Annotated in this window: 9 protein-coding genes and 1 pseudogene; 5 read left to right on the top strand and 5 right to left on the bottom strand. The window is 44.6% G+C overall.

What is annotated here, in order from left to right:
- Positions 1–28 precede the first annotated feature (28 nt).
- The 3 genes from T3H97_RS15715 (at position 29) to T3H97_RS15705 (ending at position 3347) form a co-directional block, all read left to right on the top strand.
- Positions 29–898: a DegV family protein gene (locus tag T3H97_RS15715; protein ID WP_328800216.1), complete on the top strand. Its 870-nt coding sequence runs from the start codon at positions 29–31 to the stop codon at positions 896–898.
- 1 nt (position 899) lies between these two features.
- Entirely contained in the window at positions 900–2948 is a 2049-nt protein-coding gene (gene recG / locus T3H97_RS15710) for an ATP-dependent DNA helicase RecG (protein ID WP_328800215.1), read from the top strand.
- Between the two features lie 111 nt (positions 2949–3059).
- Positions 3060–3347, top strand: a complete 288-nt coding sequence (locus T3H97_RS15705) for a stage VI sporulation protein F (RefSeq protein WP_250239366.1) — start codon at positions 3060–3062, stop codon at positions 3345–3347.
- A 150-nt stretch (positions 3348–3497) separates the two neighbouring features.
- Here T3H97_RS15705 and T3H97_RS15700 read toward each other — a convergent pair whose 3' ends face one another.
- The gene (locus T3H97_RS15700) at positions 3498–4766 is read right to left on the bottom strand and encodes a DNA polymerase IV (RefSeq protein ID WP_328800214.1); all 1269 of its coding nucleotides are present in this window, start codon (positions 4764–4766) and stop codon (positions 3498–3500) included.
- Positions 4767–4982: 216 nt separating this feature from the next.
- Between T3H97_RS15700 and T3H97_RS15695 the strand changes: the two genes are divergently transcribed.
- Positions 4983–7508, top strand: coding sequence for a transglycosylase domain-containing protein (locus T3H97_RS15695; protein WP_328800213.1), 2526 nt, complete (start codon positions 4983–4985; stop codon positions 7506–7508).
- A gap of 14 nt (positions 7509–7522) precedes the next feature.
- Here T3H97_RS15695 and T3H97_RS15690 read toward each other — a convergent pair whose 3' ends face one another.
- From T3H97_RS15690 to T3H97_RS15675, 4 genes and pseudogenes are all read right to left on the bottom strand, one after another.
- The gene (locus tag T3H97_RS15690; RefSeq protein WP_328800212.1) at positions 7523–8644 is read right to left on the bottom strand and encodes a Ger(x)C family spore germination protein; all 1122 of its coding nucleotides are present in this window, start codon (positions 8642–8644) and stop codon (positions 7523–7525) included.
- Positions 8641–9718 (bottom strand): annotated as a pseudogene (locus T3H97_RS15685) (GerAB/ArcD/ProY family transporter). The gene T3H97_RS15690 and the pseudogene T3H97_RS15685 overlap by 4 nt, the downstream one beginning before the upstream one ends.
- On the bottom strand, positions 9711–11174 hold the full coding sequence (locus T3H97_RS15680; protein WP_328800211.1) for a spore germination protein: 1464 nt from the start codon (positions 11172–11174) through the stop codon (positions 9711–9713). The pseudogene T3H97_RS15685 and the gene T3H97_RS15680 overlap by 8 nt, the downstream one beginning before the upstream one ends.
- 107 nt (positions 11175–11281) lie before the next feature.
- A complete protein-coding gene (locus T3H97_RS15675) occupies positions 11282–11683 on the bottom strand; it encodes a YhjD family protein (RefSeq protein WP_069289864.1) in 402 nt (133 codons plus the stop codon).
- Positions 11684–11985: 302 nt separating this feature from the next.
- Between T3H97_RS15675 and T3H97_RS15670 the strand changes: the two genes are divergently transcribed.
- A complete protein-coding gene (locus tag T3H97_RS15670) occupies positions 11986–12876 on the top strand; it encodes a DMT family transporter (RefSeq protein WP_328800210.1) in 891 nt (296 codons plus the stop codon).
- Positions 12877–13033: the final 157 nt, after the last annotated feature.

The following is a 13033-nucleotide window of genomic DNA, read 5'->3' as shown; positions in this document are numbered from 1 at the left end:
AAGTCCACAACAAAAGGAGGTCTGACTGATGAGCAGTACCATCATTTTGACGGATAGCACGGCTGATATTCCGCAAGAATTAGCAGACCGTCTCGGTATAGTTGTTGTACCATTGACAGTGATGTTCGGCAGCACAGCTTACCTGGACGGCATTGAGATGTCAGCGTCGCAGTTTTACAGCGAACTAGTACGGGCTGATGAGCTGCCTACGACGTCACAGCCTTCACCAGCCCGTTTTTTGGAGACATACACGACGCTGTTGGAGCAATACCCCGAGAGCCAGGTTATCTCTATCCATTTATCCTCGGGTGTGAGCGGAACGTATCAGTCTGCTCTGCTGGGCAAATCCATGCTGGAGAAGCATGAACATAGAGTGACTGTGGTGGATTCCAAATCAGCTTCATACGGATACGGCATGCTAGTGGTTTATGCGGCAGAGCTGGCGGCTGCCGGGCACTCCCCGGCTGATATTATTCGTGCTGTGGAACGCCGTGGGGAGCGCCGTTGTTTGTATTTCCTGGTAGATACCCTGGAATACTTACAAAAAGGCGGACGTATTGGCAAGGCAGCGGCAATGGTTGGTACGTTGCTTAACATTAAGCCGATTCTTTCGATTGACAAAGAAGGCATTATTTATTCGGTTGATAAGGCGAGAGGGCATAAAAAAGCGACAGCACGAATTATTGAACTACTGGAGCAGGATTTAAAAGGCCAAAAAATTAATATTGCTGTGGGTCATACGGCAGATCGCTCAGCGGCAGAAGCGTTCGTGGCTCAGCTGGCAGAGCATTTTGAGCTGGGAGATCGAATATATACTGAACTTGGTGCTGTGATTGGGACCCATGTAGGGCCAGGAACGATTGGCATTTTTGTATGGCCGGCCGGAGATGAGAGGTAATATGCTGCAATTGGATCAAATACCTTTAAAACAAATACATGGCGTGAGTGCTCTCAAAGAGGGAGAGCTTCACGCTTTTGGCATTTCTAACATACAGGACATGCTGGAATATTATCCGTTTCGGTATGAAGATTACCGACTGCGCTCGCTAAGCGAAGTGAAGGACGGAGATAAGATTACGGTACAGGCCAAAATTATGGGCATTCCGGTGCTTCAGCGTTACGGGCGCAAATCAAGGTTGACTTGTAAATTGATGGCTGAGGATTGGATGTTTACCGCGACGTGGTTTAATCGGCATTTCATGAAGGAGCAGCTAACCTCAGGTCGTGAAATTGTGGTGACTGGTAAATGGGACCTCAAACGTATGCAGATGACTGTTGCAGATTCTGAGTTTCCTGATAAAGGAGTAGCCCGCTCGGGGACACTTCAACCGGTGTACTCTATAGGCGGCAAGATTACGCAAAGCTGGATGCGAAAAACGATGAATCAGACGCTCCAGCAGTTTGGTGAAATGATCCCCGAAATATTGCCTGAGTTGCTTGTACGCAAATATAGTATGATGCCGCGCAAGCAGGCTATTGCGGGTATACACCAGCCTCAGGACAACCGCGAGGGGCAAGAGGCTCGTCGGCGGATGGTGTATGAGGAGCTATTTTTATTTCAGCTGAAAATGCAGGCATTCCGGGCGTTAAATCGTGGTCGAGCGGACGGGGTGGTACATACAGTGGATAACGCCACGATTCGTGAATTTGTAAGGGCTTTGCCTTTTGAATTAACGGATGCACAGAAGAAGGTAGAGCTTGAAATACTGCACGATCTACGCTCACCTTATTGTATGAACCGTCTGCTTCAGGGAGATGTTGGGTCAGGTAAAACAGTTGTTGCTGCCATCGGTTTATTTGCCACAGTACGTTCTGGTTTTCAGGGAGCGCTGATGGTGCCAACCGAAATATTGGCCGAGCAGCATATGCGGTCGCTTCACAAGCTGTTTGAGCCCTTTGGAATCAGTGTAGGTCTACTGACTGGGAGTACAACCGGGAAGAAGCGTAAGGAGTTGCTAGCTGCTCTCCAAATGGGTCAGCTGGACATTGTAGTAGGCACCCATGCTCTCATTCAGGAAGATGTATATTTTCGCCAGCTTGGGCTTGTTGTAACGGATGAGCAGCATAGATTCGGAGTGAACCAGCGTAGTGTACTGCGTCGCAAAGGCTATAATCCCGATGTGCTGACAATGACGGCCACACCGATCCCTCGTACGCTGGCTATCACTGCGTTTGGCGATATGGATGTTTCTACGTTGTCAGAGCGGCCGAAGGGGCGTATTCCAATTTCCACCTATTGGGTGAAGCACGAACTGATGGATCGGGTACTTGGTTTTATTTCCCGCGAGGTAGATCAGGGACGGCAGGCTTATCTGATTTGCCCGTTGATTGAAGAATCGGAGAAGCTGGACGTACAGAATGCCATCGATTTGCATATTCAAATGCAACAGGCTTTTCCACATTACCGCGTGGGGCTATTACATGGACGAATGACTCCCGCAGAAAAGGAAGAAGTTATGCGTTCTTTCTATGCGAATGAGGTTCAGTTACTCGTTTCAACGACGGTTGTGGAGGTGGGGGTGGACGTCCCCAATGCGACGCTAATGATCATTATGGATGCGGATCGTTTTGGGCTGTCCCAGTTACATCAATTACGTGGACGTGTCGGACGGGGAGCACATGCCTCGTATTGTGTACTGATCGCTGATCCTAAGTCGGAGGTTGGTCAGGAGCGGATGAAGGTTATGACCGATACGGATGATGGTTTTGAGGTAGCTAGACGTGATCTGGATTTGAGAGGGCCGGGTGACTTTTTTGGCACCAAGCAGAGTGGGCTACCCGAGTTTCGTTTAGCAGATATGGTAGCGGATTTTGAGGTGCTGGAAAAGGCGCGTGAGGATGCAACTGATCTGATCAAGGATGCTTCCTTTTGGACATCTCCGCAGTATGAAGCACTGCGCGGTTATTTGCAAAAAGAGCAGATTTTCCAGGGGGATCTCATCGACTAATCCACCATGAATCATGAGGCTGTTCAAAACGTTTTAAACAGTTAGGCACAATGGACAGGCTGGCCGTCATATATTTGGGAATGACCGAATGATATGGGAGGTGTGGCAACATTGAGCTATCAGCAATATGGAATCAGTCCGCAACTGGTGGAGCGGATTAAGTTGAAAATGAAGAATCGTGCGCTCAAGGATCGGGTTAAGCAGCAGATCGAAGGTGTGACTAAAGCGGACCTGCAAAATAAAGCTAAGGTACGTCATCTTGTGAAGTCCACTTCTGCTATTTTAAACGAGCGTTTGACGGCTGCGCAGGAGGAGCAATTGACCGCCTTCGTATTGGCACAAAAAATTGATCCGTCCAACACATTCCATCTAATCAAGCTGTGGGGAATGTTCCGTTGATTGCTGTTTGAAGAGGTGCTTCGAAGCGCTCTCCATGTTTTTTTGTGAAGCACAGATAAAAAAAGGATTGCCTGATATCAGGCGATCCTTTTTGGTTTGTTTTAGTTCATTCCCCGGGCAATAGCTAGTGTGTGCTTATCATGAGACTTTTTATTTGTAATGACCGCCAATTTTGATAGACCGTTCCATGGCCTGTCCGGCATCTGTTAACGACGATGCGCGCATGATGATGGACTGACCGTACCGATCCTTTAAAGTGTCCGTCACCTTTTCCAAAGCACGGGATCGCTCCTGATCCTCAAAAAAATCCAATTGATACAGTTGATCATCCACCAATCCGCTTAAAGTAACTCCTGTGCGCTTCACAGGCATATGATTCCAAAAAGTATAAAAGATTTTTTTAACGGTTTCATATACCTTTTGGGTATGGTTTGTAGGATCGGGTATCTTCATTTGTCGGGAGAATCCGGTTGGTGCCTCGTAGGGACTGCATATACAATGAACAGTCACAACCGAGCCCATATATCCTTTGCGGCGGGCGTCCCGACACACCTCCTCTGTTAGTTCAAGCAGGATGGTTTCCACTTCCGCAGGCTGGAGATAGTCTCGAGGAAGAGTCATCATATGACCGATGGATTTGGGAGGTGTATTAAATGTTTCCGGCTTGACCGGGCTGTGATCGATCCCGTTAGCAGTTCGCCATATTACCTCTGCCTGAATATCGGACTGCTTACCGAAATGAGACCGGAATCTGTCCTGTAGCCGGGGTAAGGGAGTACGTGCGATATCTCCAATGGTGTGTAGTCCAAGCTTCTCCAAATGCCGTTCCATGCGCGAACCGATGCCGAACATAAGACGTACTGGCTGGGGCCATAGCAACGCTGCAATATCGGATGCAGGCAACAAAAAAATGCCACTGTCATTTTTTTTAGCCCATATATCTGTTGCGGTTTTAGCCAGCATCTTGTTGGAGCCGATACCAATTCGAATCCATACTCCTGTTTGTGCCAGTACCTTTTGCTGAATTTCACTTGCAATACTCACCGGATCCCCGAACAGGGAGAGGCTTCCGCTCATATCCAGAAACTGTTCATCAATGCTGAAAACCTCAACCAAATCCGTATATTCATTATAAATTTCTGTTATTTTTAATGAGACATCGATATAATGCTGCATACGCGGACGTACAATGATAAGGTCAGGACATTTTTTCACCGCTTCTCCCAGACGTTCTGCTGTAGATATACCGTATTTTTTGGCCAGCGGACACGCAGCTAAAATAATGCCTGAACGAAGTGCAGGGTCACCGGCCACAACGAGTGGCCTATGTTGGTATTTGGGATCATCTGCTTTTTCGATGCTGGTATAAAAACTTTGGCAGTCTGATAAGAATATGGTTCTATTTCTGCGTTCCTTCAAAAGTTCGACCTCCTCTCCTGATATGTGTGGATTATCCTTTCAAAATATTCTTGAATGTATACTTTTATAGTAGTATTATATACAGAACAAGTGTTCCTAATACAAATGTATTTTTTGGAACGTTACAGTTTACGGAAAACCTAACATGGCGTATCATAATATCTTGAGCAAAAACAAGTGGAAATGAATGAATATTGAGGGGAGAAAACCATTTTTATGAACCCAAAACGTCGACCATCATCTCAAAAACGCAGTAGGTGGCGTATTTTTGGCAGAGTTTTGCTGATTAATATCAAGTGGTTCTCGTTTGCGGGTGTACTTGGAGTGCTATTTGCTGGAGGTCTTATATCCGGTTATGTAGCGGCACTGGTTCATGATGAACCTGTACGATCACGTCAGTTGATATATGAAAAGGTAAATGAGAACGCTCTGACCAGCTTTGTATTTTTTAATGATCAGGTAACTCCGGTTGGAAGAATGCGCATGGAGGAGGATCGACAGCTCGTTGATCTGAAGGATGTTCCTCAGTCTATTGTGGACGCCCTCATTTCAACGGAAGACAGCCAATTTTATGAGCATCGTGGTGTGGATTTAAAGGGAACAGCTCGGGCTGTTAAGCAGAAGCTTTTGAATGAAAACCGCCAAACAGGCGGCAGCACACTGACGCAGCAGGTAGCCCGAAGGGTTTTTCTCAGTCTGGATAAGACGGACAGCCGCAAGGTGAAGGAAATGCTGCTGGCACTGCGTATGGAGCGGTTTATGGGCAAGGATAAAATATTAACGGCTTACTTAAACAAAATGCCCTTTGGTAATGGTTCCGCTGGTTACAATTTATATGGAATCAAGTCTGCTTCATTAGGGATTTTTAATGTAAGTGATCTACATAAGCTTCATATTGCTCAGGCGGCTTATTTGGCAGGTCTCCCGCAACTACCATCTGTTTATTCCGCTTTTGATGGTAAAGGGAACTTTGATGAAGAAGGCTTCAATAAAGCGATGGAGCGCCAACGTGTCGTGTTGGGGAGAATGCTGGCAACAGGTAAACTTACGCTATCCGAATATAACGAGGCGCTTCAATTTGATGTGAAAGCGACTCTTGCGCCACATCGCGAAAAAAGTTATAACACATTCCCTTATTTGATGCTGGAGACGGAGCGGGAAGCCGCCCAATTGTTAGCGCTCCAGCAAAATCCGGATATCACGCCAGCCGAGATTTCCAAGCCTGAGCATGCCGAGCTTCTTCAAAATACGCGAGAAGAGTTACAACGGTCCGGATATCGAATTTATACAACGATAAATAAAAAAATTTATAACAATATGCGGCAGATTGCAGCCAATCCACAAAACTTTTCTCCATACAGTAAGAAAAAGGGATTAGAGCAGATTGCAGCAATCATGATTGATCATAAAACAGGGGCCATACTTGGTATGATCGAAGGCAGGGATTTTAATACCGAGCAAATGAACTATGCAACTCAAATGACACGTCAGCCCGGTTCTGCCATGAAGCCTATTGCTGCTTATCTACCTGCTTTGGAAAAGGGCTACACTCAGCCAGCCGGTCTTATTGATGATTCACAAATCATATTGAAAGACGGGCGTAAAGGTTATCATATTCCTAAAAATTATAACAGACGGTACGAGGGGCTTATGACAGCCCGTGAAGCACTCAATCGGTCAATCAACATCCCTGCGCTGAGGCTGTTCCTATATGAAGTTAAAATTCCAAACGCTTGGAATTTTGTGCGTTCTCTTGGAATTACGACGATTCAGCCGCAGGATGAACATGCTCAGACAGGGGTTTTGGGTGGACTAAGTAAAGGGGTATCCGTCGAGGAACTGACCGCAGCATACGGAACGATTCCCAATATGGGTGTATATAATGCACCTCATCTGATCAGCAAAATTACGGATGCCAACGGAAAGATCATATATGAATTTAAACCGCAGACGAAGCGTGTATATTCGCAGCAAACCGCATTTCTGATGACGGATATGCTCAAAACGGTTATATCAGATCCGAGGGGAACTGGTAAACGCCTGCAAAATGCTTTTAAAAGCTACGGTGCCATTGATATCGCCGGTAAAACCGGTACGACACAAAACTTTGGTGATGTGTGGTTTATGGGGTACACACCTGACGTTACACTAGGCGTCTGGGCTGGTTACCGTCAACAGGTTAATACATTATCTCAAGAAGGCCATTCCAGAGCACAGTCAGTGTGGGCACTGATCATGAATGAGGCGGTTAAGGACCAGCCTGAGCTTTTTAAGAATAAGCACTTTATACGGCCGGAAGGTGTTGTAAGAGTTACGGTTTCTAGCCTTACAGGTAAGCTGCCAGGGCGTTATTCCCGTCAATCGGGTCAACTCGTGACTGACTGGTTTAATCAAAAGTATGTGCCTACTGAAGTTGGAAGAGAACAGCTTCCGCGTTCTGCTAGACCAGTGGTCCCGTCCAAACCAGATATCAAGGAAAAAGAAGTTCCAGAGGTTGAGGTCCCTACAATAGATCAAGAGAAAATTCCACCAGAGGAAACGGATTCTGCTGTTCCTGACGCAGACACAGAGATAGATATGCCTGATGAGAATAACGATGTGCCATCAACAGATACTTCGCAACCTTCTGTTGAAAACGAACAGGGGATTCCTTCTGAATCGGAAAGCCAGGGTGAGACTCCAAAAGCCCAATCTGACGAAGTTATTTATCCAGAGATAATATCTGATCAACCCAAAAACTAAACGACGGGGACGGTTTAGTTTAAAATGCCGTTCCCGACAATGTCTACAGTGACCTGCGGATGAAAACGGACATTGGGGTATTCTTCATTCCAATCTACACTTTTCCATACTGCTGGATGATGAGCGATCAACTGTCTGCCTACGCCAAAGGCATCACATTCATTTTCCTGAAGTGTACGGATAATTTGTTCTGCATCTTGGGTCATAATTTCGGAAAGTTGACGGTTCAGACGCCGGACGTTAGCTTTATCTTGAAGATGATTTCGTGCATATTCAACAATATCCACAGGCAATTTCAGGTTAAGCTCCACATCAATTTGTCCATCGCGCTGAACTTTCACTTTAAGGCTACGTTTGACATTTTGGATTTTAGCCTGATACGTAATAAAGTTTTGCACATCACCAACAGGTCCGGAATGTATCCTTTTTACAAAACGAGCTGTATTTTTCCACTTTCCAGTCATCAGGACATATAAAACACCTTGCTCGCTACTTAGACTTCCTGTGAACTTTTGTCCGTGAAATAAGGCAATTCCACGTGCTGTAACATCTTTTCCTTCTTTGGAAAGATAGGGAAGTACAAAATCTTGACCTGGATCAAGCATTGGGGAGAGCAGTGTCTCCAGTGTCATTTCCGGAAACATGCACATTTCCTCAAGGCTTCTGATTTTTTTGGTTATAAATTCGCCAATCAAGAGACTGCCTATGCTTTGTTGATCTATTATTTCCCCAGCTAACCCATCTACAATAGCTACCTTGACATGGGAAGTTGGATTGTCAGGCTCACGATACAGCACATCCAGATAGGGATATAGATCTTTTCGGGCCAAGCTTGAACCACACAACATAACTCCGTATTTGAAAAAGCGGATATCCCCGGTTACTTTGGCTCGTATTTTGTCTGTACTTTGCCGAACGGAATGACCGGTACCTGAATGAATTTCATTGGTGCTTTTACCTTGATTGCTTTGAGAATCGTCTACAACCTCTAGCGTTTGCAACAACATGCCTTCAGGAGTGAGATCATAGGCCGATGCATTTGCCAATCGGGCATCCTTCAAATTGTCCTGATCCCAGCAGCCTGTTATAAAAATGAGTAGAGTTAGCATTCCAAGCGCTCTGCTCTTTTTTTTCATATTTCAGGTCCCTCCTTTTTTTTGAAGAGATAGGACAGGATCAGCAGCAGAAAAGGGAACACAATTAGAAAAATATAAGCAGAATTATTGGCTATGGAACCAATGAGCTCGAAATCTTCTCTTCGTTGAGGCAAGTAGGCAATACAACATGAGGTGAGCACAACAAAGGGAACCGCCTTTTTGTGACTTTTTTGCTTGAATAGATAGCTTATTCCGTAAGAGGCAGCATAATAATAACCACTTATAGCACCAAAGATCGAAATGAGCCAAATCGGTAGAAAAATAAAATCGACCCGATCCATCGTCCCCAGTGGAATGGATCTGAGTAAATAAATGACTGGCTCCGGCATTAATTCAAGCTGTTGGGGGCTGAATACGGTTGTACAGGTAAATACGGTAAAACAATACAATAGGACCACGATCGCGTTAGCTGCCAGAATTGACTTAAGCTTGCCTATACTTTTGCCCTCAACCATGGGAAAGACGACAAGAATGAATTCAAAACCAAACATCGCCAGAAGCGTTTCTTTTGAACCAACAATAATATTGGGCCATCCCGCCTCAGTTAGAGGTAGCAGATAAAGCGGATTGGACTGCTTTATACCATAGCTAATTAACAGCATCATGGGCAAAATCAGAAATGAGATTAAAACAAGTACCCGGGTAATCGTTCTTAAATTTTCACGAACCAGGTATATGCTGCTAAACAAAAACAAGGCGAGTATAGCCCAGCGGGGAGTATATTGCAGCATCCAGCGGTTAATGACGTCATAAGCATTCACAAGAACCGAAGTACCCATGAGCATAAGCTATAGTTAATCCTTTCCCGATCCAGGAACCAGTAATCTGAGTTAATATTTGATAAATGGATGAGGAGGGAAAACGTCTTAGCAGGAGCCAGCACATTAAAATAATGAGTTGAATCAGCAGGCCGCCAATAATGACAGATATCCAACCTCCTCCTTTAGCTGAAAGGTGCATCTGGTAAGGAAGTGACAAAATATCTACGCCAATCTCAAACTTGATAATGAGAAAAAATAGTTGACCCGGTGCAATGGTGCTTTCTTTATTCATGTCGTTTCCAGCTCCTAGAGTCGTTCTCCTGCTTTAATTTTTGGGCTTGGGAATCATATGGTCGCTGATGAAATGTCCAAATCGGGAAGCGGAAAAAAACATCTTTCATATCACCAAGCCGGAATGGTGCAAGAGGAGCAAAGTAGGGCGTACCAAAAGTCTCCAGCTTGCAAAGGTGGATGGTAAGAAAAAGTAAACCAAAAGCAATGCCGATGTATCCAAACAAGGCTGCAGCAATCATCATCGGAAAACGAAGGATACGAACCGCTGAGCTCATTTCATGAGAAGGCACTAAAAAAGAAGAAATGGCTGTTAACGAGACAACGATGATCATCGTATATGACACAAGACCAGCCCGAACGATAGCATCTCCGATGACTAGACCGCCAACGATTCCAATAGCTTGGCCAACCCGACTGGGTAGACGAACCCCGGCTTCTCGCAGCACCTCAAAGATCAATTCAAGCAGCATAGCCTCCACAATCGCTGGAAATGGAACATTTTCCAGTGATTTTTTAATGGTATGCGCCAGCTCTAATGGCAAAATAGCTGGATGAAAAGTAATCGTCGCAATGAAAATAGCAGGTAGCGTAAAAGCGATCAAAAAGCTCATCATTCGAATCATTCTTAGAAATGAACTAATAATCCAACGGCCGTGATAATCATCTGGGCTTTGGTAAAATGCAAAAAAAGAGACGGGAGCTATTAGAGCAGTAGGGCTACCTTCAGCCAAAATCGCAATCCGACCCTCCATTAGATTGGCGGTCACACGATCCGGTCGTTCCGTGCTGAGCTGTTGAGGGAAAAGGGAAAAAGGGTTGTCCTCCGTAAACTCTTGAATAAAACCGGGAGGGAGCACCATATCGGAGGAAATCGCTTTAATTCTCGTTTTCACTACTTCCACCAGCTCAGGATTAGCCAAGTCTTGAACATAGACAATAGCGATTTTAGTTCGAGTTTTAGATCCCACATAAAAGTAGCGTACAACCAGTGACGGGGTGACAATTTGTTTGCGAATGAGATTCAGATTGATGGATAACTGCTCAATGAATCCATTGTGCGGTCCGCGAATAATCCCTTCGTTTTCTGGTTCGTCCGTACTGCGAGTATACGTCTTTTCGGAAGAAAGGATAAAAAATTCTTCCGCTCCATTCATCATAAAAATGCAATATCCCTGAATAAGCGAATCAGCAGCATTTTGAAGGTCGGTGTCTTTTTGACTGCTTAAGGTGGTGAACATTTGATGAGAGACTGCGTCGGTTTTCTCATATAAGGCACTCAGGATATGAGTTTGAATCATCTCCTGATCTACGAGCGAATCAATATAGAGCAGCATACCGTTTTTGCCGTCAACGGAAATTGCCTGTTTTTTTAAATCATCCGTATAAAAAAGTGCTTGCTCAATAAAGGAAACATTTCTGCTTAAATCAACGGAAGCTGCGTCATGTCCAGCCAAGAGAGCACCTCCTTTTGGACGAGATAGGCATAATGTGTGCCAAATGGACTGAGTTTATCCATGATCTGGCGACTTATCCATTCTTGAATCACCAGATTAGAAGGGGGTTAATCTTGCGTCGGATCAATTCCTAGATAGTGTCCCAGTTTCCGCCGGACCTCGCTGCGGGCAAAGGATGAAAGCATGAAAAATCGCCTTTGATAGCCGCGGCATATATACAAAACCTCTACGCCTTCATGATTTCGGATTTCGCTGTATATTTTAACCCCTAGTGTTTTCATTCGCGCCTTTGTTTCTGCTAATTGAACAGCTACACGCTGTTGTACTCCAGTCAGGCTACGAACATACAAATCGGGCATTTTTAGAGGAGAGGTATGTATAATACGAATGTCTCGTTCCAGCACATCCAGCACAAGAGTTAGAAGTACACAGATCTTGACTAGCCCTGCGTCTTCTTCAGAAGGCAAAGGAGCTTTATTCTTGTGGTTCAGTGTCTTTTGGCTTGGCATAAAAATCTCCTTTACTCCGAGTAAGAATACAATATATAATCAGTATATAGAACGTGTGTTCTGTTTATACCTCATCATAGGGATTTTTCCATGGCTAAAGCAATCCTCAATTATTGGAAAAGTGGTAGAGAGCGATACCCATGTGCCATTGTGTAAAGAATTCTTGCGTTTATCGCCAATGACAGTCAAACAGAGTTTGTGTTAAGCTAATGGATAAAAACTTACATAAAAGGGGAGATCGTTCTGACCGCGGTTAGCCTCTACAAAATAACTTAAGAAAGTGGAGAAAGAAGGTATACATATTGTCACGTTCGTTATATGCAGCTTTATTACTGTTGAGCCTCATTTGGGGCGGTTCGTTTATGTTTATCAAGGTGTTGTTGCTACATCAAGTAGGACCGTGGACTATAGTATTTCTTAGATCCAGCTTTGGACTTATTTTTATCGTCTTACTAATGCTACTTATGCGCAGGCCGTTTGAAATTAAAAGCATTCCGTGGAAATCGGTTACTCTAGTAGCTTTGGTCAACATGGTTTTGCCATGGACATTGATCGGTTTTAGCGAGACCAAAATAGCTAGCAGCATGGCTTCTGTATTGAATGCCACCACGCCAATATGGACCATGTTGGTGGGGCTTGTTTTTTTCGGGGCTATTTTTCATCGAATGCAGTGGTTAGGAATGGGGCTCGCTTTTGTAGGAATTATTATTTTATTGGGTATTAATCCTGCATCTATTATCTCTGTTGATCCTGTGGGTTTTGGGTGTATGCTGCTTGCGACTCTCTGCTACGGATTTGGAACACAGCTCTCCAAACGTTTTCTCTCCAATCTTTCTATGTATCAGGCTACCTTTGCGACACTGTTTGGTGCGGTGGTAGGGGGTGGCATTATGATGGCAATTGTGGAGAGACCTGATTTATCGATTGTTTCTGATCCAGGTGTATTGGGTTCCCTTATAGGACTGGGAGTTTTAGGATCAGGAGTAGCATATATTTTGTTCAACTACATGATTTTGCAGGGGAGTGCGGAATTTGCTTCTTCGGTGACGTATTTTGTACCAGTAAGTGCCATCGTATGGGGCTTTTTGCTCCTGAATGAACATATCGGCTGGAACGTTCTTACCGGGCTGCTCCTTATACTTGGAGGGGTGTTTATGGCCAACCAGCGTAGAACCGCCAAATTAAGTGGATAATAATCTAAACAGAAATAAAATACGCTTTGGGCTATATTAAATGTACATTCGCCAAACCTTCGGTATAATACGTTAATTCGCACATACAATAAAGCATGCTCACACATAAAATAAAATATGGTGCAGCAAAAAAGCAAGCTGTTTAGCAGGTGACAAG

The sequence above is a fragment of the Paenibacillus sp. LX16 genome, from assembly GCF_036252815.1.
In the GTDB taxonomy this organism is placed as follows: Bacteria; Bacillota; Bacilli; order Paenibacillales; family Paenibacillaceae; genus Paenibacillus; species Paenibacillus polymyxa_B.
The sequence above is the reverse complement of the archived record's forward strand: the minus strand, read 5'-3'. Positions and strand labels throughout refer to the sequence as shown.

Coding starts and splice junctions, on each gene's coding strand:
- T3H97_RS15675 (WP_069289864.1), bottom strand. CDS start 11,683: ATGCCAAGCCAAAAGACACTGAACCACAAGAATAAAGCTCCTTTGCCT.
- T3H97_RS15695 (WP_328800213.1), top strand. CDS start 4,983: ATGAACCCAAAACGTCGACCATCATCTCAAAAACGCAGTAGGTGGCGT.
- recG (WP_328800215.1), top strand. CDS start 900: ATGCTGCAATTGGATCAAATACCTTTAAAACAAATACATGGCGTGAGT.
- T3H97_RS15690 (WP_328800212.1), bottom strand. CDS start 8,644: ATGAAAAAAAAGAGCAGAGCGCTTGGAATGCTAACTCTACTCATTTTT.
- T3H97_RS15715 (WP_328800216.1), top strand. CDS start 29: ATGAGCAGTACCATCATTTTGACGGATAGCACGGCTGATATTCCGCAA.